This window comes from Shewanella mangrovisoli, assembly GCF_019457635.1.
In the GTDB taxonomy this organism is placed as follows: Bacteria; Pseudomonadota; Gammaproteobacteria; order Enterobacterales; family Shewanellaceae; genus Shewanella; species Shewanella mangrovisoli.
In genome coordinates this window covers 1841568-1865997 of record NZ_CP080412.1, presented here as the reverse complement: position 1 = coordinate 1865997, position 24430 = coordinate 1841568, and the positions used below count along the sequence as shown (strand labels likewise).

At 48.0% G+C, this 24430-nt stretch carries 15 protein-coding genes, 2 tRNA genes and 3 rRNA genes; 5 read left to right on the top strand and 15 right to left on the bottom strand.

The annotated features are described in order from the left end of the window. Window positions 1-6: 6 nt before the first annotated feature. On the bottom strand, window positions 7-2154 hold the full coding sequence (locus tag K0H60_RS08255) for a M3 family metallopeptidase (protein ID WP_220057839.1): 2148 nt from the start codon (window positions 2152-2154) through the stop codon (window positions 7-9). 691 nt (window positions 2155-2845) lie between these two features. Between K0H60_RS08255 and K0H60_RS08250 the strand changes: the two genes are divergently transcribed. Both K0H60_RS08250 and K0H60_RS08245 read left to right on the top strand, forming a co-directional pair. Beyond that, on the top strand, window positions 2846-4903 hold the full coding sequence (locus tag K0H60_RS08250; protein WP_220057838.1) for a bifunctional 2',3'-cyclic-nucleotide 2'-phosphodiesterase/3'-nucleotidase: 2058 nt from the start codon (window positions 2846-2848) through the stop codon (window positions 4901-4903). Window positions 4904-5140: 237 nt separating this feature from the next. Beyond that, a complete protein-coding gene (locus K0H60_RS08245) occupies window positions 5141-5857 on the top strand; it encodes a DUF2057 domain-containing protein (RefSeq protein ID WP_220057837.1) in 717 nt (238 codons plus the stop codon). 247 nt (window positions 5858-6104) lie between these two features. Here K0H60_RS08245 and rrf read toward each other — a convergent pair. The 6 genes from rrf to gmhB all read right to left on the bottom strand — a co-directional run bounded on the left by rrf (window position 6105) and on the right by gmhB (window position 12414). Beyond that, a 5S ribosomal RNA gene (rrf, locus tag K0H60_RS08240) occupies window positions 6105-6220 on the bottom strand. A 130-nt stretch (window positions 6221-6350) separates the two neighbouring features. Further along, window positions 6351-9239 (bottom strand): 23S ribosomal RNA (locus tag K0H60_RS08235). A gap of 274 nt (window positions 9240-9513) precedes the next feature. Continuing rightward, window positions 9514-9589: transfer RNA gene (locus tag K0H60_RS08230), tRNA-Ala, on the bottom strand. A 45-nt stretch (window positions 9590-9634) separates the two neighbouring features. Continuing rightward, window positions 9635-9711, bottom strand: a tRNA-Ile gene (locus tag K0H60_RS08225). A 70-nt stretch (window positions 9712-9781) separates the two neighbouring features. Beyond that, window positions 9782-11323, bottom strand: a 16S ribosomal RNA gene (locus K0H60_RS08220). Together the 16S, 23S and 5S rRNA genes with 2 tRNA genes alongside form the textbook arrangement of a ribosomal RNA operon. Window positions 11324-11862: 539 nt before the next feature. Continuing rightward, window positions 11863-12414: a D-glycero-beta-D-manno-heptose 1,7-bisphosphate 7-phosphatase gene (gmhB, locus tag K0H60_RS08215; RefSeq protein ID WP_220057836.1), complete on the bottom strand. Its 552-nt coding sequence runs from the start codon at window positions 12412-12414 to the stop codon at window positions 11863-11865. A 316-nt stretch (window positions 12415-12730) separates the two neighbouring features. On the opposite strand from gmhB, the gene K0H60_RS08210 reads away from it, so the two are divergent. Continuing rightward, complete coding sequence (locus K0H60_RS08210) at window positions 12731-13402, top strand: GntR family transcriptional regulator (protein ID WP_086904656.1); 672 nt, start codon at window positions 12731-12733, stop codon at window positions 13400-13402. 92 nt (window positions 13403-13494) lie between these two features. Further along, window positions 13495-14559, top strand: coding sequence for a ketoacyl-ACP synthase III (locus tag K0H60_RS08205; protein WP_220057835.1), 1065 nt, complete (start codon window positions 13495-13497; stop codon window positions 14557-14559). Window positions 14560-14601: 42 nt separating this feature from the next. Here K0H60_RS08205 and K0H60_RS08200 read toward each other — a convergent pair whose 3' ends face one another. Together K0H60_RS08200 and K0H60_RS08195 are read right to left on the bottom strand one after the other, a co-directional pair. Beyond that, window positions 14602-15201 (bottom strand): lecithin retinol acyltransferase family protein, encoded by a 600-nt coding sequence (locus K0H60_RS08200; protein ID WP_220057834.1) that lies wholly within the window; start codon window positions 15199-15201, stop codon window positions 14602-14604. 615 nt (window positions 15202-15816) lie between these two features. Next, window positions 15817-16812, bottom strand: a complete 996-nt coding sequence (locus K0H60_RS08195; protein ID WP_220057833.1) for an NADP-dependent oxidoreductase — start codon at window positions 16810-16812, stop codon at window positions 15817-15819. A 236-nt stretch (window positions 16813-17048) separates the two neighbouring features. Here K0H60_RS08195 and K0H60_RS08190 point away from each other — a divergent pair, with 236 nt between their 5' ends. Further along, on the top strand, window positions 17049-17474 hold the full coding sequence (locus K0H60_RS08190) for a MarR family winged helix-turn-helix transcriptional regulator (RefSeq protein ID WP_220057832.1): 426 nt from the start codon (window positions 17049-17051) through the stop codon (window positions 17472-17474). Window positions 17475-17638: 164 nt separating this feature from the next. Here K0H60_RS08190 and K0H60_RS08185 read toward each other — a convergent pair whose 3' ends face one another. The 6 genes from K0H60_RS08185 to K0H60_RS08160 all read right to left on the bottom strand — a co-directional run bounded on the left by K0H60_RS08185 (window position 17639) and on the right by K0H60_RS08160 (window position 24417). Further along, on the bottom strand, window positions 17639-18325 hold the full coding sequence (locus tag K0H60_RS08185) for an exonuclease domain-containing protein (protein WP_220057831.1): 687 nt from the start codon (window positions 18323-18325) through the stop codon (window positions 17639-17641). Continuing rightward, window positions 18325-20187, bottom strand: a complete 1863-nt coding sequence (locus tag K0H60_RS08180) for a DUF294 nucleotidyltransferase-like domain-containing protein (RefSeq protein ID WP_220057830.1) — start codon at window positions 20185-20187, stop codon at window positions 18325-18327. Before K0H60_RS08180 ends, K0H60_RS08185 begins: the two co-directional genes overlap by 1 nt. A 162-nt stretch (window positions 20188-20349) precedes the next feature. After that, window positions 20350-22086, bottom strand: a complete 1737-nt coding sequence (locus K0H60_RS08175) for a sodium:solute symporter family protein (RefSeq protein WP_220057829.1) — start codon at window positions 22084-22086, stop codon at window positions 20350-20352. Between the two features lie 11 nt (window positions 22087-22097). Then, window positions 22098-22364: a DUF4212 domain-containing protein gene (locus tag K0H60_RS08170; RefSeq protein ID WP_011622295.1), complete on the bottom strand. Its 267-nt coding sequence runs from the start codon at window positions 22362-22364 to the stop codon at window positions 22098-22100. Window positions 22365-22811: 447 nt separating this feature from the next. Further along, entirely contained in the window at window positions 22812-23435 is a 624-nt protein-coding gene (locus K0H60_RS08165; protein WP_041412596.1) for a thiol:disulfide interchange protein DsbA/DsbL, read from the bottom strand. 130 nt (window positions 23436-23565) lie between these two features. Beyond that, the gene (locus tag K0H60_RS08160) at window positions 23566-24417 is read right to left on the bottom strand and encodes an SDR family oxidoreductase (RefSeq protein ID WP_220058133.1); all 852 of its coding nucleotides are present in this window, start codon (window positions 24415-24417) and stop codon (window positions 23566-23568) included. Window positions 24418-24430: the final 13 nt, after the last annotated feature.

Here is a 24430-nt window from a genome sequence, read left to right as displayed (position 1 = left end):
AATCGTTTAATCGACTAAACCACGGCGCTTTAATAAGGCATCTGTCGTGGGTTTTTGCCCGGTAAAGTGGATGTAATCCTGCATCAGATCTTCGCTGTTGCCTTTAGACAATACAGCATCACGGAACTTATCGCCGTTTTCGGCTTTCAAGCCACCATGTTCGCCCATATAGGCAAAGGCATCGGCGGCAAACACTTCCGTCCACAGGTAGGCGTAATAACCGGCAGAATAGCCACCCGAGAAAGCATGGCTAAAATAGCTCGACTTATAACGCGGTGGAATTGGCGCGAAATCGAGGCCGTGTTTGGCTAACACTTGATGCTCAAACTGTTCCACATCCTTGATTTGGGTGTCAGCACCAATCGAGTGCCATTCCATATCCAGTAATGCCGCCGCTAAATACTCAACAGTATCAAAACCTTGACCAAATTTATTCGAGGCTAAGATTTTATCGAGTAGGGCTTTAGGAATCGGCTCACCAGTTTGATAATGCTTGGCATAATTGGCAATGACTGCTGGGTCAATGTTCCAATCTTCGTTAACTTGAGACGGAAACTCCACAAAGTCACGCGCCGTAGAGGTACCCGCCACACTTGGGTATTTCACCTTAGAGAATAAACCATGCACCGCATGACCAAATTCATGGAACATAGTGGTCACTTCATCGAAGGTCATCAAGGTTGGACCGTCAGCAGGTTTCGGGATATTCAGTGCGTTATACACCACAGGCTTAGTGCCTAGTTGGCCGCTTTGAGTGACAAACTCATCCATCCATGCGCCGCCGCCCTTTCCTTCACGGGCATAAGGGTCAAGATAGAACAGCCCAATAGAGCTGTTATCTTTATCGAAAACCTCAAAGGCGAGGACATCGCTATTCCATACCGGTAAATCGGTGCGCGGTTTAACGCTGATGCCGTAGAGTTTGTGCATCGCGAAGAACAAGCCATCCTTCAGCACAGAGTTAAATTCAAAGTAGGGTTTGATGCTGCTTTCATCTAGGGCGTACTTTTGTTGACGTACTTTCTCGGCGTAATAAGCCCAATCCCAAGGTTGTAATTCAAAATTACCGCCGGCTTTTTTGATTTCAGCTTGGATATCCGCCGCATCGGCCTTAGCGTGAGCCAACGCCTTAGGCGCCAAGTCATCTAAAATTTCATACACGGCAGTTGGCGTTTTAGCCATTTGGTCGGCCACGGCATAAGCTGCCCAAGTATCAAAGCCGAGTAGATTGGCTTTCTTGGCGCGCAGCTGCGCCATCTTCACGATTAAAGGGCCATTGCTGGCAACGGCGCGGTGAGCCGAGGTTTCCCAGACTTTTTGGCGCAGTTCGCGGTTATTTAAACTGGCTAAAATAGGCTGACGCGTCGTATTCACTAAGGTGATCAGGTAACCCGTTTTACCCGCCGCCTGTGCTGCGGCCGCTAAGGTGGCGATTTCGCTGTCAGATAAACCGTCCAGTTGTGCTTTATCGGTCACAACAATCACATCGTCTTTAAATGACTTTAAGCTGTTTTGGGAAAACTCAGTCGCAAGGGTCGCTAACTCAGCGTTAAAGTCGCGCATTTTCGCTTTATCGGCATCGGATAATTTAGCCCCAGCACGTACAAACTGCTCGTAATAAAACTCGACTAGGCGCTTATCTTCGGCATTTAACCCAGCACGTTGTTGATACACGGTTTCGACACGGGCAAATAAACTTGGATCTAAGTAAATATTATCGCGGTGAGCCGACAACTTAGGCGCTAAATCCGCCTCGGTTTTTTGAAAATCATCGTCGGAGATTAACCCCGCCAGATTGAAGAAGGTGCGTGACACTCGAGTTAACAACTCACCCGAGGTTTCCATGGCTAAAATCGTATTCTCGAAGGTTGGCGCCTGTTTATTGGCAATAATGGCGGCAATTTCAGCCTCATGTTCCTTTATGCCCTGCGCAAATGCGGGGGCATAATCCGAACTCTTGATCAGATTAAACTGCGGAGCTTGATCCTGCAGTGGACTCTTGCTCAGTAACACATTGGTCGCATCAGCTTGAGTCGATGCGGCAGCTTGTGTCGCAACCGCATTGGCGGCCTCAGTATTTGCTGCCGGTTTTTCTGAGCAAGCGCCCAATAACAATGCCGCGGCCACGGCAGTAGTAATAACAGACTTACGCATAGGAACTCCCTAGAGTGTTACTGCCCTGTCTTTATATTTTTTAAGTGAAAGGTGCGAGTAACGGATTTTGGCTTCTCTTCCAACTGACGCATAGTTTGGGCGTCCGTTTTCGACGCACAACCTTAGCAAGTTAAGCGAGCTTCGGCCAAGTTTTCAAAGCCTAGGAACGAGGGGAATTTGTATCTCTTTATGTGTGACGGCCGTCAAACTACGGCATCAAGGGGATTTTGTCTGCGATTTAACGACGAGCGCCCCTAGCCAAAGCGTACAAACAATCAAGGTTTTAACCGATAGAATTTATTTTATAAATAAAAGCTTATGTGAAAACACTTCATAAAAATCGGCAACATTATCTCAAAGACTCATCGAATATAAGCGCAGGCGAAATTCAATCAGCTAACAAATATTAATTATTCTTAATAAATAGCTGGCAACATCGAATTAACCAGCCGATGAATAAAAATACCGCACCCATGGTGCACAAATTAATCAATCAAGCGCCTAGTCACAATTTGAAACAGCTTTTATCCAATTAATGTCACATTCAGATCATCAAATCTCTTTATAATCCCCGTCCGTTAACTCAATGACGCGATTACCTAACGGTTCTTTCGTTATGAATTAACAGGATGATGGGCATGTTCTCAAAAGAACATGTATTAGGGTCAAATAAATATAAATAGAGAAAACGATGTTAAATAAAAAACTACTCGCAGTGATGATCACTGCCGCCCTAGGCGTAAGCGCCTGTGGCTCGGATGATGAGCAAATCGTTCAAGCGGATTTACGTGTATTAGAAACCACGGATCTGCACACAAATATCATGGATTTCAACTACTACAGCGGTAAAGAAGACCCAACAATCGGTCTAGCTCGTACCGCTAGCCTTATCCATGCCGCCCGTAAAGAGGCCAAAAACAGTGTACTCGTAGATAACGGCGATCTGCTTCAAGGTAGTCCTATGGGTGACTATATGGCTAAAGTCGGCCTACAAATGGGCGATGTTCACCCCGCCTATAAAGCAATGAACCTATTAGATTACGAAGTGGGGAATATCGGTAACCACGAATTTAACTATGGTTTAGATTTTTTAAATAAATCACTTCATGGTGCAGAATTCCCTTATATTAACGCCAACGTCTATTGTGCCGACGATAATGGTTGCTGGAATGATGTGAAAAAAGGTGAGCATTTATTCACCCCTTATATCATTAAAGAAAAACAAATCGTCGATAGCGAAGGAAATAACCAAACCATTAAGATTGGTTATATTGGTTTTGTGCCACCACAAATCTTATTGTGGGATAAACAAAATCTTACTGGCAAAGTAACGGTTGAAGATATTGTTGCGACCGCCAAGAAATATGTGCCTGAAATGAAAGCAAAAGGCGCGGATTTGATTATCGCAATCCCCCACTCTGGTATTGGTTCGACCGAAAATCCTGGCGATCCTATGGCAGAAAACGCAACCTATGCCTTGACCTATGTTGACGGTATTAATGCCATCCTCTTTGGTCACAGCCACTCTATTTTCCCCGATGCCAAATATGCCGACTTACCTAATACAGACGTGACTAAGGGTCTGTTAAATGGTGTGCCAGCCGTCATGCCTGGACGCTGGGGTGACAACTTAGGTGTGGTCGACTTTAAACTCGAGCGTAAAGACGGTAAGTGGTCAGTTCTCAGTGCCACCACTAAGGCACGTCCTATCTATGATGGTGCCACCAAAACACCATTAGTCGAAGCCGACGCCGCCATCCATGATGCCGTTGCCGCCGAGCACCAAGGTACACTCGCCTTCGTGGACGAGCCGATTGGGGTTGCTGCCGCGGATATGTATAGCTTCTTGACCTTAGTGCAGGACGATCCAACCGTACAAATCGTTTCTGACGCGCAAATTGCTAACGTCAAAGCCAAACTCCCCGAGGCATTAAAAGATCTGCCCGTCTTATCGGCCTCTGCGCCATTCAAAGCCGGTGGTCGCCACGGTACAACCAGCGATGCAGACCAATATGTACAAGTAGATAAAGGCGCATTGACCTTTAAAAACGCCGCCGATCTTTACCTCTACCCCAACACTATGGTGGCGGTCAAAGCGACGGGTGCTGAACTGAAAGATTGGCTGGAGTGTTCAGCTAACCAATTCAATCAAATCGATCCAACCAAGACCACGCCACAGGAGTTAATCAACTGGGATGGTCACCCAACCTATAACTTCGACGTGCTCGATGGCTTGACATACAAGATTGATGTGACTCAACCAAGTAAGTTCGACCGCGACTGCGCCGTTGTCAATGCCAATGCTAACCGTATCGTCGATTTAAGCTACACAGATGCCAGCGGTAAAGTCTTCACTGGCGAAGAGTTTGCGGCCAAAGAATTTATCGTAGCCTCAAATAACTACCGCGCCTTTGGTGGCAAGTTTGCCGGTACCGGCAGTGATCATGTGGTACTCGAACTGCCAGATACTAACCGTGAAGCCTTAGCGGCCTATATCACGGCGCAATCTCAGTTCAACGAAACCACAGGCAAGTATGATGGCATGGTCAACCCAAGTGCTGACTACAACTGGGATTTCAAAACCATCAGCACCAATGTTGCGTTAGATATTCGCTTCCAGACCCAAGATAGCGATAAAGCAGCTACCTTTATCGAAGCAAATAAACAACGCGAAATGACCAAGATTAGTAAAGATGAACTCGGTTTTGCCGTGTACCGCATCAACCTAAGCCAAGATAAAGCGAAGTAATTTGCCTTATTGCGCTTAGGTTAAGCCAAGATCAGGCATAACGTTGTCTCGTACTTAGGCAAGAAAAGGCTCCCTGTGAGCCTTTTCTTTATTCTACATCGCAGCCAAATATCGATGAATGTATCGCGCTTTATGCATCCTTTGTGTGTTCTTTGTGACCATCAGCTTAGCTCTCCACTTTGTGTTAATGGTTATCTCACTTATCATTAGTGCGTGATATCAACCAAGAGAAAGCCTATGAAATCCCCCTCTATCCTGTGCGCATCCGCCATACTGCTTGCCAGCCTGCAACCCGTTTGTGCCGAAGTACTCCTGCAGCTGCCAAGTGATGTCGAGCTGTTAACCGTGAATGGACAAAAGCCATTAAGCACCTCGCCAGTCACGCTGAGTGATGGATTGAACCAAATCGCGTTTCGCTACAATGCCCAGTATCGCAAACAGGCTAATTCGGTGCGCTATCAATCGGACGTACTGATTGTCCGCTTTAATGAAACTGACCAAGCATTACAACTCAAACTGCCTAATATCGACTCGGCAAAAGCTGCAAAGCAGTTCGATGAGTCACCGTCAATCACGCTTTTAGATAAGCACAATCAAGCGATTAGCTTTGACCAAGACAGATTAGTGAAAAACGGGCTTCAGATAGGCCGAAACTTCGAGCAGGAAATCTTTCAATACAATCAAGGCCAACATCCCGCATCGATAACGCTTGCCGCAGTGCAAAGCCAGCCTCAAGTATCAACAGCAACGAGAGCACCAACTCTGCCAGCCGCCACTGAAGCGCCATCAACAGCCATAACCGCCAGTGCAGCCACATCAACAGCTGCAGTAACACAAGACGCAGCGCCAGACTCGCCGACTCAAGCCGAAATCAGTCATATGCTGGATTATTGGTATCATCTCGCCGATGACGCCACCAAAGCAAAATTCAAGGCAAAAATTAACGGGCAATAAGTGTATTCGTTAGGTTTTGGCAGTAACAAGCGAGCAAGACACCTATCCAATACAAAATAGAGCAGCCTAGGCTGCTCTTTTTATTGGCCTAATGTTATTTGCCTAAATTGCTGGGGGTAAACCAAGCTGAATGGTGAGTGAAGTGGGAATATATAAAGGGAGTAAAGAGGTAAAAATTGCAAACGCCGAATACAAAAAAGCCAGCTTATTCAGCTGGCTTTCTGCTCTCTTCACGAGAATGTTAGGCGCTTGGCGATGACCTACTCTCACATGGGGAGACCCCACACTACCATCGGCGCGATTGCGTTTCACTTCTGAGTTCGGGATGGGATCAGGTGGGACCACAATGCTATTGTCACCAAGCAAATTTGTTATTCACTACCCGTCTTATCTCACGCAGGCAGTAAATTAAATTCGGAAAGCTGGTTTGAGTTACACTTCTTAAGTGTTTGTATTCAAGCTAAGTACTCTTAGCAAAACCCATCTGGGTTGTATGGTTAAGCCTCTCGAGTCATTAGTATCAGTTAGCTCAACGCCTCACAACGCTTACACACCTGACCTATCAACGTCCTAGTCTCGAACGGCTCTTTAGTGGACTTAAAGTCCAAGGGATGACTCATCTTGGGGCTCGCTTCCCGCTTAGATGCTTTCAGCGGTTATCGATTCCGAACATAGCTACCGGGCAATGCCATTGGCATGACAACCCGAACACCAGCGGTTCGTTCACTCCGGTCCTCTCGTACTAGGAGCAACTCCCTCAATCATCCAACGCCCACGGCAGATAGGGACCGAACTGTCTCACGACGTTCTGAACCCAGCTCGCGTACCACTTTAAATGGCGAACAGCCATACCCTTGGGACCGACTTCAGCCCCAGGATGTGATGAGCCGACATCGAGGTGCCAAACACCGCCGTCGATATGAACTCTTGGGCGGTATCAGCCTGTTATCCCCGGAGTACCTTTTATCCGTTGAGCGATGGCCCTTCCATTCAGAACCACCGGATCACTATGACCTACTTTCGTACCTGCTCGACGTGTCTGTCTCGCAGTTAAGCTGGCTTATGCCATTGCACTAACCGTACGATGTCCGACCGTACTTAGCCAACCTTCGTGCTCCTCCGTTACTCTTTGGGAGGAGACCGCCCCAGTCAAACTACCCACCAGGCACTGTCCTTAACCCCGATTAGGGGCCCAAGTTAGAACATCAACACTACAAGGGTGGTATTTCAAGGACGACTCCACGAGAACTAGCGTTCCCGCTTCAAAGTCTCCCACCTATCCTACACATGTAGGGTCAATGTTCAGTGCCAAGCTATAGTAAAGGTTCACGGGGTCTTTCCGTCTAGCCGCGGGTATACGGCATCTTCACCGCAATTTCAACTTCACTGAGTCTCGGCTGGAGACAGCGTGGCCATCATTACGCCATTCGTGCAGGTCGGAACTTACCCGACAAGGAATTTCGCTACCTTAGGACCGTTATAGTTACGGCCGCCGTTTACCGGGGCTTCGATCATGAGCTTCTCTTGCGATAACCCAATCAATTAACCTTCCGGCACCGGGCAGGCGTCACACCGTATACGTCATCTTGCGATTTTGCACAGTGCTGTGTTTTTGATAAACAGTTGCAGCCACCTGGTATCTGCGACTGCCGTCAGCTTAGGGAGCAAGTCCCATCACCAACAGCAGCGTACCTTCTCCCGAAGTTACGGTACCATTTTGCCTAGTTCCTTCAGCCGAGTTCTCTCAAGCGCCTTGGTATTCTCTACCCGACCACCTGTGTCGGTTTGGGGTACGATTCCCGCTAACCTGAAGCTTAGAAGATTTTCCTGGAAGCATGGCATCAACTACTTCATCCCCTTGGGGACTCGTCATCAGCTCTCAGTGTATAGTGACCCGGATTTGCCTAAGTCACCCACCTACCACCTTAAACGCGGACTACCAACGCCGCGCTAGCCTAGCCTTCTCCGTCTCTCCATCGCAGTTAGCGGAAGTACAGAAATATTAATCTGTTTCCCATCGACTACGCCTTTCGGCCTCGCCTTAGGGGTCGACTCACCCTGCCCCGATTAACGTTGGACAGGAACCCTTGGTCTTTCGGCGAGGGGGTTTTTCACCCCTTTATCGTTACTCATGTCAGCATTCGCACTTCTGATACCTCCAGTGTGGGTTACCCCTTCACCTTCAACGGCTTACAGAACGCTCCTCTACCGCGCAACCCTAATGGATTGCACCCGTAGCTTCGGTGGTATGTTTAGCCCCGTTACATCTTCCGCGCAGGCCGACTCGACTAGTGAGCTATTACGCTTTCTTTAAATGATGGCTGCTTCTAAGCCAACATCCTAGCTGTCTAAGCCTTCCCACATCGTTTCCCACTTAACATACACTTTGGGACCTTAGCTGACGGTCTGGGTTGTTTCCCTTTTGACGACGGACGTTAGCACCCGCCGTCTGTCTCCCGGATAGCACTCTTTGGTATTCGGAGTTTGCAAAGGGTTGGTAAGTCGGGATGACCCCTAGCCTTAACAGTGCTCTACCCCCAAAGGTGTTCGTCCGAGGCGCTACCTAAATAGCTTTCGAGGAGAACCAGATATCTCCCGGTTTGATTGGCCTTTCACCCCCAGCCACAAGTCATCCGCTAATTTTTCAACATTAGTCGGTTCGGTCCTCCAGTTGATGTTACTCAACCTTCAACCTGCCCATGGCTAGATCACCGGGTTTCGGGTCTACGCCTTGCAACTAAACGCGCAGTTAACACTCGGTTTCCCTACGGCTCCGCTATTCGCTTAACCTCGCTACAAAACGTAAGTCGCTGACCCATTATACAAAAGGTACGCAGTCACGGTCTCAAGAACCGCTCCCACTGCTTGTACGTATACGGTTTCAGGTTCTATTTCACTCCCCTCACAGGGGTTCTTTTCGCCTTTCCCTCACGGTACTGGTTCACTATCGGTCAGTCAGGAGTATTTAGCCTTGGAGGATGGTCCCCCCATATTCAAACAGGATATCACGTGTCCCGCCTTACTCGTTTTCATCAAAGGTTAGTTTTCGTGTACGGGGCTATCACCCTGTGCCGCTGGACTTTCCAGACCATTCCACTAACACCCTCTGACTTAAGGGCTAATCCCCGTTCGCTCGCCGCTACTAGGGGAATCTCGGTTGATTTCTTTTCCTAAGGGTACTTAGATGTTTCAGTTCCCCTCGTTTGCCTCGCAACGCTATGTATTCACGTTACGATAACAGCTTATGCTGCTGGGTTCCCCCATTCGGACATCGTTAGCTCAAATGCTTGTTACTAGCTCGCCAACGCTTTTCGCAAGTTACTACGTCCTTCATCGCCTCTGACTGCCAAGGCATCCACCGTATACGCTTAGTCGCTTAACCATACAACCCAAATGAGTTTCACATCACTTGCGCTGTTGCGACCAGCTGGTTTTACTTGTCTCATCTTCGACCAAGAAGATGGACTCGCCTTAGACTTGAATATTCAAGACACTTAAAAAGTGTTTTAAGAACTCAATTTTTTTCGTATTAACACAACGACAGACATCATTGTATTAATTACTATCAGCTTTCCAAATTGTTAAAGAGCGGGCTTAAAAAAGCCAAAGATAATTTTTCAGTTTATCTTTGGCATCTCTAACCAGATTGCAGTAAGTGGTGGAGCTATGCGGGATCGAACCGCAGACCTCCTGCGTGCAAGGCAGGCGCTCTCCCAGCTGAGCTATAGCCCCATTTACATGCAGTGCGAGTATCAGATGTCCCAACCCTCAAAGGATTGGTGGGTCAGAGTGGACTTGAACCACCGACCTCACCCTTATCAGGGGTGCGCTCTAACCAGCTGAGCTACAGACCCATCTTTTACTCTATCTTCTATCAAGCAAATCTGTGTGAACACTCAACAAACATCGAGTTAGTCGTATAGGTAAGGAGGTGATCCAGCCCCAGGTTCCCCTAGGGCTACCTTGTTACGACTTCACCCCAGTCATGAACCACAAAGTGGTGAGCGCCCTCCCGAAGGTTAAGCTACCCACTTCTTTTGCAGCCCACTCCCATGGTGTGACGGGCGGTGTGTACAAGGCCCGGGAACGTATTCACCGTGGCATTCTGATCCACGATTACTAGCGATTCCGACTTCATGGAGTCGAGTTGCAGACTCCAATCCGGACTACGACGAGCTTTGTGAGATTAGCTCCACCTCGCGGCTTTGCAACCCTCTGTACTCGCCATTGTAGCACGTGTGTAGCCCTACTCGTAAGGGCCATGATGACTTGACGTCGTCCCCACCTTCCTCCGGTTTATCACCGGCAGTCTCCCTAGAGTTCCCACCATTACGTGCTGGCAAATAAGGATAGGGGTTGCGCTCGTTGCGGGACTTAACCCAACATTTCACAACACGAGCTGACGACAGCCATGCAGCACCTGTCTCAGAGTTCCCGAAGGCACTAAGCTATCTCTAGCGAATTCTCTGGATGTCAAGAGTAGGTAAGGTTCTTCGCGTTGCATCGAATTAAACCACATGCTCCACCGCTTGTGCGGGCCCCCGTCAATTCATTTGAGTTTTAACCTTGCGGCCGTACTCCCCAGGCGGTCTACTTAATGCGTTAGCTTGAGAGCCCAGTGTTCAAGACACCAAACTCCGAGTAGACATCGTTTACGGCGTGGACTACCAGGGTATCTAATCCTGTTTGCTCCCCACGCTTTCGTGCCTGAGCGTCAGTCTTTGTCCAGGGGGCCGCCTTCGCCACCGGTATTCCTCCAGATCTCTACGCATTTCACCGCTACACCTGGAATTCTACCCCCTCTACAAGACTCTAGTTTGCCAGTTCGAAATGCAATTCCCAGGTTGAGCCCGGGGCTTTCACATCTCGCTTAACAAACCGCCTGCGCACGCTTTACGCCCAGTAATTCCGATTAACGCTTGGACCCTCCGTATTACCGCGGCTGCTGGCACGGAGTTAGCCGGTCCTTCTTCTGTAGGTAACGTCACAGCTGCAAGGTATTAACTTACAACCTTTCCTCCCTACTGAAAGTGCTTTACAACCCGAAGGCCTTCTTCACACACGCGGCATGGCTGCATCAGGGTTTCCCCCATTGTGCAATATTCCCCACTGCTGCCTCCCGTAGGAGTCTGGGCCGTGTCTCAGTCCCAGTGTGGCTGATCATCCTCTCAGAACAGCTAGGGATCGTCGCCTTGGTGAGCCATTACCTCACCAACTAGCTAATCCCACCTAGGTTCATCCAATCGCGGAAGGCCCGAAGGTCCCCTCCTTTCCCCCGTAGGGCGTATGCGGTATTAGCAGTCGTTTCCAACTGTTATCCCCCACGACTGGGCAGATCCCTAGGCATTACTCACCCGTCCGCCGCTCGCCACCTCAGGAGTAAACTCCCTTGTGCTGCCGCTCGACTTGCATGTGTTAGGCCTGCCGCCAGCGTTCAATCTGAGCCATGATCAAACTCTTCAATTAAAAGTTTTGTGAACCCTAAGGTTCGGCTCAATGAATTCTGAATCGACTTAACTTAATAAGTCGTTGTACATATTGCTATGAACACTCATTCATTGATTTAAATTTTGATTACTCGCCAAACGGCAGAGTAATTTCGATTAACTCAACACCTGTGAGTGTCCACACAGATTTGCTTGATAAATTGTTAAAGAGCATGGTTATTTGCTTTAAGCACCTAGCGCTTTATGCTTTCACCGTTGACCCCGCTGGGTCAGTGGATGCGCATTATAGGGATGTCAGATTTTACCGCAACCCCTTTAGGCAAAATAATTAGAAAAACCGAAGTGAGTGTGCATTTTTTAAACCAAACATCGGTTTTAGCGCCTAATTCGCTGTAATTTCCATCACTTTGGCTATCTCTATCACCTAGCTAACGCCGTTAGCATCAATCACAAAGCAAAACGATAAAGCCAATACCGCACTGTTTGCAGTTAAACTCTCGCCTTAATTCCAATCTTACGATTCAAATAGATTGATACGATTTAAGTTGCAAGAATAGGTTACTTCTTTAAAAATCCTGGCACATCGGCAATGCTATCGAGCACCACAGACGCCTCGCTATCATCAGCAATGGCTTTACCTGTACGGACGAGGATACGTGTCGGCACCCCTGCCGCTTTAGCCGCAAGCATATCGTCTGCTTTATCGCCCACTATCACCGACTGCGACAAATCGATTTTCAGGAATTTTGCCGCATCGAGTAGCATGCCTGGTTTTGGCTTACGGCAATCGCAATCGACTTTATATTCACCGAGACCTTTTTCATTATGGTGTGGGCAATAGTAGATACCATCGAGGTCGACACCTTTATCGGCAAAGTTCCAATCCATCCATTCGGTGAGACTGTGGAATTGGTCTTCGGTATACATGCCACGGGCAATCCCCGACTGATTGGTGACCACCACCAATTTGTATCCCATTTGTTTTAAGGCGAGGCAGGCTTCAAACACACCTTCTATATATTCAAAGTCATCCACCTGATGCACATAACCATGATCTTTGTTGATCACACCATCACGGTCTAAAAATACGGCTCGATTGACTGTACCCACAGTACTACTCCACTCACTAAAAACGGCGCTTAATGCGTAATTTCCCTATTATTCCATCCATTGCAAGAAATTGCACCGCGAAGTTGTCAGCGACATGACGGAGTTTGAACAAGTTCCGGCTTATCTCGCCCCAAGCGGGCTTCAAACAGTATTAAATCGTACTTATCCCGACGCAATTTGCCGATAAAATCGGCCGATAATGCTTTTTTAGGCTTAAGGGATGCGGTATTCAATCGAGCTTTTCCCTTTATTTGTGCTGTTTTTAACGGTAATCTTGCACGGATAACAATAAAACACCTAAAAATAGACGGTCATAATGAGTCGAACTACGCCTATAGTCCATAAAACCCGCACCCAATTAGTTGTAGAAGTGCTCAGAGAGAAAATTCTTTCGGGTGATATAGCCGCAGGGGAACCACTCAGACAAAGCGCCTTAGCCGAAGCCTTACATGTAAGCCGCATTCCCGTGAGAGAAGCCTTACTACAATTGGAGGCGGAGGGGCTGGTGAAGTTCGAACCCCATAAAGGGGCGACCGCGACCGAATTATCCGTTGAACAAGTGACTGAGCTTTTTGAATTACGCGCCATGATCGAGACCGATCTGCTCGCCAAAGCCATACCACGACTTCAAGAAGACGATTTAATCAAAGCAGAACGCGTATTGGAGCAATTGGAATCGGCCTTTAAACATGAAGATGCCGTCGCCAGTTGGAGCGAGCTAAATACACAGTTTCATACCTGTTTATATCAAGCCGCTAATCGTCCACATACGCTAGAGGTTGTCCACGGTCTCAATACTAACTGCGATAGATATATTCGTTTGCAATTGCTGCTCGCAGGAGGCATTCCCGCAGCAGAGCACGAGCACCGCGAGCTGCTCAACTATTGCAAACAAAGAGAAACAGAGAAAGCCACGGCGTTGCTGCGACATCATATTTTGCATGCCGCAATGACAATTCGGGATCTCGTCGCCAAACAGGTGGTCTAGATCACGGACTGTCATTCGTTATACCGATAAGCTTTGTTGTCGATTTGAGGCAGCACTTCAGGTTCTGCCTTTTTTATTTGAGAGAAAACACCATGCAGTACGCCACTATCACTGGCTGGGGAAAATGTGTTCCTCCCGCCACTTTGACTAACGATGATCTTGCCACTTTTATCGAAACTTCCGATGAATGGATTAAAAGCCGTACCGGGATCAGCCAGCGTCATATCAGCCATGTGAATACCTCTGAGTTAGCATCGGTTGCCGCTAAACGCGCCCTTGCTGCCGCGGGCATTGACGGCAGCGAAATTGATATGATCATTTTAGCCAGCGCCAGCCCAGATACCTTGATCCCGAATATTGCCTCCACAGTCCAGGCGAATATTGGTGCAAGTTGCGCAGCTTTCGATATCAACGCGGCCTGCAGTGGCTTTTTGTATGGCTTAGGCTTAGCCAGCTCACAGATCAAAAGTGGCCAATGCAAAAAAGTACTAGTCGTCGGTGCCGAGCGTTTATCTTTCTACCTCGATTGGTCACGCCGTGAAACCGCAGTACTGTTTGGTGATGGCGCGGGCGCAGTTGTCGTGGAAGCGACGGATGTGCCAGGCGGTGTGTTAGGCTATGAGCTGAATAACGACCCTGACGGTCGCGATATCCTAAAAGCCGGTTTTGGTACTGCGATGGATAGATTCTCTGCTGAATCTTTAGATTTTTATATTCAATTCGATGGCCAAGAAATCTTTAAACGTGCCATCAATGGTATGAATAAGTTAAGCACTCAAGTGCTGGAAAAATGTGGCGTCGATATAGATGAAGTCGACTTAGTGATCCCACACCAAGCGAACGAGCGCATTATCGATACCCTCGTTAGCCGCATGAAGATCCCTAAAGAAAAAGCCTTCGTGAACATCGCTAACTATGGCAATACCTCTGCGGCCACTATCCCCATCGCCATCTGCGATGCTTTGGAAAAAGGTTTAATTAAGCCAAATCAAACCATTCTGTCATGTGCCTTCGGTGCGGGGTTAACTTCTGCAGCGCTGCTATTGCAATGGGGCGAGCGCGTAACGCCGGTTCAAGTGAGCGATGCTCAGCTGCCACCTTGCGAGTTGAGTGGCATTGAACTGGTTAAACGTGCTGTGGATTATTTCTGTAAGTAATAAATCCCGAACACAGATAAAAGGCCATCTTCGGATGGTCTTTTACATTTTTATCTCTTCAGGTACTCGACGCATTTCATCCCAGTAAATCCCCTGCTTAAAATAGCCTGCGAGTTTTTGATTTAATTCGTTAAAACTTTTTATGGCCACCTCTTCACCACATAAGCATGACCAAACAAATCGATGGCAGTTATTGTCGAACAAATCGTATTCGCGGTATTGATAAATGGCCCGCTCGGCGCGGCTCACCACATCACTGGCAATAAGTGGTTGATGTTGATGATTACAGGCAATATAGATTTGGCTACCAGTGCGCCCCGCTAGAAACCGTTTTACCGATACCGCCCTTATCAGCCCAGAGCCATGTAGCTCGACGAGGCAATCATCAGCCAACCAAATGCCCGTATGTTCAATGACCCCAAATACATAGCAACAGACAATGCTGCCAGGCTGCGGCGAGACTTGTTTAAAGCCCTTTTGCCACTGGCTTGGCGCTGCCACCATGGCTTGGCCGCCAGTCGTTTGCCGTGGAACCTTACCTAATAAGCGGTCTCGCTCAAGCTGCTGGCGCTTTTCACGCTCATCGGCGAGCAACAACGCGCCCATCGCCGCGCTGCCTAGCCAAAGTAACGGTAATGGCATCATCATCCCCTTATGGCATCACTTATCTGTAAAAGGCATCATTAAGAAATAGCAGGTTATGAAATAGCAGGTTAAGAAATAGCAGGTTAAGAAAGTCGGATGGAGTTTGCGCCCCCTCCTTGCGCTCACCTTTGTTTAAGGCCTAATTCTTTAAACCTACAGTTCTTTAAACCCACCTTTCTTTAAACCCACAGTACTTTAAACTCACCTTTCTTTAAACCGATAGTTCTAAAGAACCATCATTCAGTCAGTATGCCTTAGCCTTTGAATTCTCAATAATAAGAGTGAAGTACAGTTCCAGTTAATTGCCAAGTTTTCCGTAAAGCTCCCCAAGCGAGATACGGGTAACTTACCTTTTAACGGGTCATTGAGCTTCTAAGGACTGCGATGTTGCAGTGTAATGGGATAAGCGTGAATTAAAGCTGAAATCGCTAGCCAGAGCACAAACTCAGCCGGCTTGATTGTGAAAGCTGAAGCCTTTATAAAAACAGGCTTCAGCTCAAACGGTGACTTTATTCGCTTCAGCAAAGTGGCATGACTCACGCTTGGTATCAGCCACGGCATCAAGGTGCACCTGATTGCACCTTGATACTAAGCCGTAAGAGTACTGCAAGATTAGAGCTTAACCAGCATTTTGCCTTTGTTTTTACCTTCAAACAGGCCGATAAACGCCTCAGCAGCTTGCTCTAGACCTTGATAAACGGTTTCTTCCGATTTTACTTTACCCGCTTGCAGCCACTGCGCCATTTGAGCGATGAATTCTTCAAACTGATCGAAGTAGTCCATCACAATAAAGCCCTGCATGGTTAACTTTTTAGTGTTGATGGCTAACAGATTACTTGGCCCTGGGACTGGTGCCTGCGCATTGTAATCGGCAATCATCCCACATACAGGAATGCGACCATATTCGTTTAGCACATTCAACGCGGCTTCGAGATGAGCGCCGCCGACATTCTCAAAATACACATCAATGCCATTAGGCGCCGCGTCGCGCAAAGCCTGAGTTAAATCAGTGACTTTTTTATAGTTAATCACGGCATCCACGCCCAAACTTTGAACCAATTCGGCCTTCTCATCCGAGCCAACCGAAGCAATCACTTTGCAGCCATTAAGCTTAGCGATTTGACAGACAACCATACCGACAGCGCCCGATGCGGCTGAAACAAACACAGTATCCGTTGGTTTTAACTTAGCGATTTGCATCAGCCCCACCCAAGCGGTTAATCCGGGCATGCCGATAACACCTAAAAAGTATTGCTCAGGAATATTCACCGCAGGTAATAAGGTGAGATCCTGCCCATCACTGATAAAGGCGCTGCGCCAACCGCTGATATGGCTCACTTTTGAACCTACTGGGAATTGTGGATTGAGTGACTCAATCACTTCGCCTATGGCCCCGCCGTCCATAACCGCATCAATCTGGAAGGGTGGAATGTAGGAATCCCTATCCATCATACGACCACGCATATAGGGATCGACTGACATCCAGGTGTTTTTAACCAGCACTTCGCCGGCTTTTAATGCGGGCAACGTCACCTCGACCTGTTTAAAGTTTGCCAGCGTCGGCATACCAACAGGGCGTGATGCTAAATGAATTTGACTGCTTATCATGGGGTTAACCTCTATTACGTCGAACACACAGCAAACAGGGAGTGGAGTGATGTGTTGTCGACAATGAACCAATTTATTAGCTTGCAAATAGTTTGCGCACAAACTGTTTGCCAATAAACTACCCACAAGTGACGCACAAATCAACCATTACGCCTAAAAATATTTTGCACGCAAACTATTTTTACAGGGTGGAATTTGTTAACATCAGCCTTCATTGTTTATTCTGGGTACGCTTTATGGCTCAAAAATTATCAGACAACGTATGCTTTGCACTGTATTCGGCGACCAACTCATTAGTGCGAGCCTTTCGTCCCATTCTTGACGAGTATGATCTCACCTACCCCCAGTACATAGTGATGCACTCACTGTGGTACGTGAACGACGTCAGCCTCAAAGAATTGTCTAACGACACGCGTTTAGATCCCAGCACCTTAACGCCAATCGTTAAACGATTGGAATTAAAAGGATTACTCACCCGTAACTTATCCGAGTTGGATGAACGTAAAAAGGTCATTTCCCTCACCGATAAGGGCCGGCAGTTACAGGAAGAAGCGACTCAACTTACGGAGAAATTGGTGGCACGCTCCAACATGAATGCCGAGCGTATCGAGGAATTACGTCGCTTATGTCTTGAATTAGAAGCCGAGTTATCAAAAGACTAGCGAACCGAATTAGCGTTATTTAGTACGCTTTTAAAGCCGCTTTTTGTTAGCACTCGACGCTAACGACATGCATCAGATTTAGAAATTCAATCTAAGAAAACAAGCTGAAGAGATTTGGGTGCAAAGGCAATCGAACGCTAACCTTTAGTGCGCTAACACACCGCTTAGCGTGAGTAAGCCAACAATTCACCCACCTTTAATTCCTCGGCGCCGCCCATGCTTGCCACCTGCGCCAATAACAGTTCGCCGCAGGCCAGTGCGTCAGTCAGGGCGCTGTGGGCGCCATATATCGGCAATCCATATCGCTCACGGCATGCCCCAAGCCTTAAGCTGCCTTCTTTAAGCACTGAGTGTTCGCGTAGCAAACGGTGTTTTTCCAGCAGTAGGGTATCAATCGCAGGCAGTACAATCGCTTGATGATAAATCGACAAGATATCTTGCTGTAAGAAACGGCAATCGAGGGGGGAATGGTGCGCAACCAACACATGACCACGGGTTTGCGCCACAAACCATGCCATTGCTTCTTCAATGGTCACCGCCTCGGTTAAATGATTATCGAGGATCCCATGAATTGTCGCACTCTGCCCCACACTACCCTGTATTTGCACCAGTTTTTGCTGCGCGCCCATCAAGGGAATCGCCCCATTTTCAATCGGCACCAACCCAATACTTAAGATTTGGTCCTGTAAGGGGTTGAGGCCTGTCATCTCCAAATCCATCGCCATCAAGGGCGCCCGGCTAATGGGTAATTCCAACAGCGGCACTAAGGATTGGTAATAGTCCTTAAATAGCCGATGCTGACAGCGTAGCGCACGCCAGCGCAGCTTTGCGTTCACCCACCAAGGCCCCATTAAAAGCTCCGCATAAATTTCATCTTCATCCCCGATTGGGCATCATGGACCACCTTAAACGCATCCCGTAGTTGATGCCTCACCAAAGAAGATAGATGGCCGGGTAACAAATAATTGCTGATCTTCAGCCCCTGCGTATGTTGGTAGCCTTGATTCGATAAACGCATATGGGCAATGAATTCATGGGCATCGGCCAAATTAAGCGCATCCTTACGATTGAGAATATTGGCGTCCATCAGCGCCCGAATTCGTTTGGCGGTATTCACTTCCTTAATCCCCGCAGACAGCGCATACACGCGGGCGATATCGTTGATTAACGCATTTCCTTTATGTTTTAAATCAATGCCTTTTACCTCACTGCCATCGCGCTCTAACACAAATTTACGAAAAAAGCCTAAGGGCGGCGACTCGACGAGGGAATTGCCCGTCATCCCCGCAAGGAAAATATCATTGTCTTTGGTTTGTGCCAGCACTTTGTCCTGTAGGGCATCAAACAGGGATTGCGGGCCAAAGACTGAACGCATATCGAAGAAAATACTCGCATGCATCAATGCCTTAGGTTCTGGCGTGACCACCCACTTTTCAAAAACCTGCTGCCATTCGTTGAGTGACATCCGCCACTGTGGATTTTGCGCCATGATATTACCGGGACAAAAAGCATAACCACATTGATCAAGCCCAGCACAAACCGCATGGGTCAAGGCATCGAAGTAGCCTTTGGCGTAGTCGTCCATTTCTTCGGCCACCAGCAGACCGTTATCTTGATCCGAACAAGCGGCTTGGTCTTGTCGCCCCTGCGAACCAAAGGCTAACCAGCAAAACGCCATCGGCGCCTCACCGAGAATTTGCTGATTTAACACAATCAAGCGCCGTGTCAGCGCATCAGTGACCGAGGTCAGTACCCGACCAATCTCCTCTGCTCTGGCATCGGCACTGATTAAATTTTGTAATAACAAGGGGATTTGTTTACTGACGCTAATGAGGCTGGCGAGATCCCGCTGCCGCTCGATTTCACCAATAAGCAGCAGGGGCTGCGAACCTTGACCGCGCAAAATGTCGGTACTGGTCACCATGCCAATGGCTTTTACTTCCTCAGTATTTTGCTCATCGATGATCGGCAAGTGATGAATGTTATGCTCACTCATCAATAACATCGCCTCGAAAATCAACGCATTGGATGAAATCGAAATCGGCGATGTGGTCATGGCTTGATGCACGGCGATTCGACCATCGAGCCCTGCGGCGAGCACCCGATTACGCAGATCTTTATCGGTTAAAATCCCTACCAGCTTATGATTGTCCGTAACCAATAAGGACGAAACCCGCGAGTTGCGCATCAAGAGCGCGGCTTGCGTGACGCTGGCATGGGCGTCGATCATAATGGGCGAAGATGACATTAAGGTACTGATTCGACTGGTGGTTGTCAGATCTTTCGCCTTAAACCGCGCCTCGTGACGTAAGCGCTTGGCAAAGGCACGGGTAAAAAATTTATCGAAGTGTCGGCTCTCGCTTCGCAGTTGATCGAACAATGCCTGCGGTAGGTGATACACCAAACTGTCTTCGAGAATAGCGACCCGGTTAACGACTTTCTCCCCAGACAACAGCGTCGAAAAGCCAAAAAACTCCCCTTCGGCGACCCTGTCCACTAGCACTCCTTCGGGATCCCGCACCTCAAAGGCGCCGCTACGCACCAGGTACAATTTCGGCGCATCGGCATCAAATTTCACAAACCCCGAGGCTTTACTGTAGTAACCAACAGTCACCGACTTAGCGCAACGTAAGATGATCTCGTTGGGCAAAGTATCGAAGGGGGCTGTGGATGTTAAAAACTGCACAACGGGTTGTAATTCGCTGGCGTTCATAGCAACACCTTATTTTAGGTGAATTTTATCCCACTATAGCGCGCCCAATTGTTGGGCCATATACGACTAAAGTCAGCCTTAAGCTTGCGCTGACTCCATAAAAACAAAAGGACGCTAATGCGTCCTTTTATCTTAATTTAGCTAAGCAAAACCCAGCAGTGATTAATGGCTGCTCGCTTCTCCCGCCCCTTTAGGGAACCGGATAGATTCAACCATATCTTGTACATGGGCAGGTGCCGCTGCGGTCACTTTACAGACGATAGCCGCCACCGCAAAGTTCACCACCATACCGACCATACCGATACCTTCTGGTGAAATACCGAGGAACCAGTTAGCCGCTACGTTAGCCGTTGGGTCCACAAACTTGAAGTAGATGATGTAACCCGCAGTGAACAGTAGACCAATCACCATACCAGCGATTGCACCTTCTTTGTTCATCGTCTTAGAGAAGATACCCATGATGATGGCTGGGAACAGAGAGGATGCCGCCAGACCGAAGGCGAACGCCACTACCGCTGCCACGAATCCTGGTGGGTTAACCCCGAAGTAACCCGCAATCACGATGCCGATACCAGCAGCCAGTCGAGCGTACATCAGCTCTTTCTTGTCAGAGATATTTGGCATCAGGTTCTTCTTCAGTAAGTCGTGTGACACTGAAGTGGAGATAACCAATAACAGACCCGCAGAGGTAGATAACGCCGCCGCTAAACCACCCGCAGCTACCAGTGCGATAACCCAAGCTGGCAGATTCGCGATTTCTGGCGTTGCTAATACGATGATATCGTTGTCGATCTTCATTTCGTTAGGGCTAGCAGCATCTTCCATTTTGCCTTTGGCATAGTAGATTTTGCCGTCGCCGTTTTTGTCATCCCATTTGATCAGACCGGTTTTTTCCCAGTTTTTGATCCAATCTGGCGCAGTTTCATAGGCAACACCCTTTTGATCTGGACCGTTAATGGTTTCGATCATATTGACGCGAGAGAATGCCGCCAATGCAGGAACAGTGGTGTACATGATGGCAATAAATACCAGCGCCCAACCAGCTGACACACGCGCATCTTTCACTTTAGGTACAGTGAAGAAACGCACGATAACGTGGGGTAAGCCCGCTGTACCCACCATCAAAGCGCCAGTAATACAGAACACGTCGATCATGCTCTTAGAACCATCGGTGTAAGGTGCAAAGCCTAGATCCGCAGACAGATTGTTCAGTTTCTCTAACAGATAGACGCCAGAATTATTCCCCGCAGCATCAAGTAACTGAGCACCGAAACCGATTTGAGGAATGATATGACCCGTCATCATCACAGATAAGAAGATAGCAGGCACCATAAAGGCGAAGATCAGTACGCAGTATTGGGCAACCTGAGTATAGGTAATCCCTTTCATACCACCGAGCACCGCGTAGAAGAACACCACAGCCATACCGATATACACGCCAGTGTCCACATCCACTTCGAGGAAGCGCGAGAATACCACGCCCACACCGCGCATTTGGCCCGCGATGTAAGTAAAGCAGATGAAGATAGCGCAAACAACCGCGACCGTACGCGCCGCTTGTGAGTAGTAACGCTCACCCACGAAATCAGGCACAGTGAACTTACCAAATTTACGTAAGTACGGCGCCATACACAGGGCTAATAATACGTAACCGCCCGTCCAGCCCATCAGGTACACACTGCCGTCATAACCGACGAAAGAAACAATACCCGCTAACGAAATAAAGGATGCCGCTGACATCCAGTCGGCTGCCGTGGCCATACCGTTCACAACGGGGTGAACACCGCCACCCGCAACATAGAACTCTTTAGTCGACCCCGCGCGGGACCAAATCGCGATCCCAATGTAGAGCGCGAACGACAGCCCCACAATCAGATAAGTTAATCCTTGTACACCCATTTCCGTTCTCCTTAGTCTTCTTGTACGTTATATTTTTTATCTAAGGCGTTGGCTTTTGCCGCGTAGACAAAAATAAGCGCAACAAAGACATACATAGATCCCTGTTGGGCAAACCAGAAACCTAACTTGAAGCCCATGAAATGGATTTCATTGAGTACATCAACCAATAGAATGCCACATCCAAATGAGACTGCGGCCCAAATAGCCAATAGGCCTAAAACGAGACGTAAATTCTCATTCCAGTAACCTTTTGCTTTATCGTTGTTTTCAAATGCCATAGCGACTCCCCTGTGCTGTTTTATTTTTAAGTCTTGTTAAATCTAGCAACAGCTGGAGTGACCACAATCAAGACCTTAGTCTAATTTGCGAAGCACCTCACATCAGAAAAAATAGAATAGTATGTAAAATCATAAAGTTAACAATGATTTTACATTTTGATGCAAAAGTTATTTTTTAAGCGGCTTAGACCAATGTCGAAGAGCCTAAGGCTAGAAACCGACAAAATGACGTGCTAGATGACAGTAAGATACGACGATAGGTAACAGTAACTGGCTGTGATATAAACAAAATATCGTACTGGATTGGAGTTAGTTGGCGGTCATAAACCCAATTGCTACAGCTCAGATGTCTCAGCAAAATGGCAAAAAATAACCCAGCATCGCTGGGTTATTGGAAAACAGATCGGCGGGTAAGTTTACGCTGCCATAAACGCAGCTATCAGTCTTTTACTTGGCGGCTAAGAATTTGACCAGCTCGGCCAATTCTTCAGGTGTATGCACCTTAGACGTCACTAAATAGCGGCCATTGACTAATAATGATGGCACCCCCTTAATACCCGATAATTCCGCCTGCGAGTCGTAATTCATCATAGTAAATTTCGCATCAACAGAGTTCATCGCCGCATCGACATCATCGGCCTTCGCGCCCTGAGCCACAAAGAAAGCTTTTACCTGTTCAGGGCGAGTAAATTGTTCACCCTTTTCATGGATTTGTTTAAAAATCGCTTCGTGCACTTGCTTGGTCATTTTCAGCTTTTGTGCAACAAAATAGGCTAATTGACTCAACTCCCACGCCGGACGTCCCGCGCCCACCGGCGTGCGCTCGAAGACCACATCCTTGCCTAAGAGTTTTACCGTGGAAGCGACAAAGGGTTCCTGCTTGTAGCAATGCGGACAGTTATAGGAGAAGAACTCACGCAGCACAGGCTTTTGTGCTTCGTTGATCCCAGCGACAGTGACATAATCCTTCCCTTCTTCAAAACTCGCCGCCTGCAGTGCAAAGCTCGCACTTAACACCAATCCACAGGCCAGCGCCGCCAAAGGTCGAACAAAATTAGTTAGGCTTTTCATATTTTCTCTTCTTATTAGTGACTGCATCATTGAATCGTAAGTCGTTTGCGACACGCACAGATCATTAAGATACCTCAAAATATGGCTAAGGTTCTTAAACATTTGTTAACAATAGGTGCTAAATCACCCACTAACAGGCCGCCAGCATCGCAAGGGGTGAAGCAAACTGATACTCAAACCCCAGCTCGCGGACTATCGCATCACCTAGAATGACTTTGCTGGCTTGTAGCTTCTCATTAAATTGCGGCGCTGCTAATCCCAAGGATTCGGCGGCGGCCACATAAAATTCACTTCTGGAAGGATGCTCTGGCGCGCAAAGATTATAGATAGCAGCGACCTTCTCTCCCTTCGCCTTTGCAGCAATAATCAAGCTCACCGCCGCGACACAGTCCTGTAAATGCACCAGATTGACCGCAACATTGCCGCCCGCCACATCGGTTTTACCGGCAAAGAAGCGCCCTGGATGACGTTTAGGTCCAACCAAGCCAGCAAAACGAACGATGCAGCTATTCGCTTGGCGAGCAAATAAGGCTTCGGCATTCAATAACACCTGTGATGAAGCCGATTCAACCTGTGCGTCCGCTTCGGTCATCGACTTGTCGAGGGAGGGATAAACGCCCGTAGTGCTAATAAACACTATGCCTTGATAGTGCCAGCCTTGGGTTAGCGCAATTAACTGCTGTAATTCTTGAAGATAGGCACTGTTGCCATGTTTTAGGCGCGGAGGAATATTGACGACGAGAAAGTCAGTCTGGAACAAGGCTTTTAAAGCCTGCGCATCTGGGAGTACATCGGCTTCATCCCCGAGTTGCAGTTGGAATCCATGGATCCCCGCCTCAGTGAGAGGCGCTAACTCCTCTGCGTGGCGTTTAGCGCCAGTGACTCGGTAACCCGCTTGCACTAACTGCTTAGCGAGGGCAAAACCAAACCAACCACAACCGACAACCGCCACACTTTTTTGATCTGCCACACTCAGCTCCATTTCCATTGACCGA

Excerpts from the sequence above, each read along its gene's own strand:
- K0H60_RS08245 (WP_220057837.1), top strand. The coding sequence starts at position 5,141 with ATGAAATCCCCCTCTATCCTGTGCGCATCCGCCATACTGCTTGCCAGC.
- K0H60_RS08185 (WP_220057831.1), bottom strand. The coding sequence starts at position 18,325 with ATGGGGCCTTGGTGGGTGAACGCAAAGCTGCGCTGGCGTGCGCTACGC.
- K0H60_RS08200 (WP_220057834.1), bottom strand. The coding sequence starts at position 15,201 with ATGCCATTACCGTTACTTTGGCTAGGCAGCGCGGCGATGGGCGCGTTG.
- K0H60_RS08165 (WP_041412596.1), bottom strand. The coding sequence starts at position 23,435 with ATGAAAAGCCTAACTAATTTTGTTCGACCTTTGGCGGCGCTGGCCTGT.
- K0H60_RS08195 (WP_220057833.1), bottom strand. The coding sequence starts at position 16,812 with ATGATAAGCAGTCAAATTCATTTAGCATCACGCCCTGTTGGTATGCCG.
- K0H60_RS08160 (WP_220058133.1), bottom strand. The coding sequence starts at position 24,417 with ATGGAGCTGAGTGTGGCAGATCAAAAAAGTGTGGCGGTTGTCGGTTGT.
- K0H60_RS08190 (WP_220057832.1), top strand. The coding sequence starts at position 17,049 with ATGGCTCAAAAATTATCAGACAACGTATGCTTTGCACTGTATTCGGCG.
- K0H60_RS08250 (WP_220057838.1), top strand. The coding sequence starts at position 2,846 with ATGTTAAATAAAAAACTACTCGCAGTGATGATCACTGCCGCCCTAGGC.
- K0H60_RS08255 (WP_220057839.1), bottom strand. The coding sequence starts at position 2,154 with ATGCGTAAGTCTGTTATTACTACTGCCGTGGCCGCGGCATTGTTATTG.
- K0H60_RS08170 (WP_011622295.1), bottom strand. The coding sequence starts at position 22,364 with ATGGCATTTGAAAACAACGATAAAGCAAAAGGTTACTGGAATGAGAAT.
- K0H60_RS08175 (WP_220057829.1), bottom strand. The coding sequence starts at position 22,086 with ATGGGTGTACAAGGATTAACTTATCTGATTGTGGGGCTGTCGTTCGCG.
- K0H60_RS08210 (WP_086904656.1), top strand. The coding sequence starts at position 12,731 with ATGAGTCGAACTACGCCTATAGTCCATAAAACCCGCACCCAATTAGTT.
- K0H60_RS08205 (WP_220057835.1), top strand. The coding sequence starts at position 13,495 with ATGCAGTACGCCACTATCACTGGCTGGGGAAAATGTGTTCCTCCCGCC.
- K0H60_RS08180 (WP_220057830.1), bottom strand. The coding sequence starts at position 20,187 with ATGAACGCCAGCGAATTACAACCCGTTGTGCAGTTTTTAACATCCACA.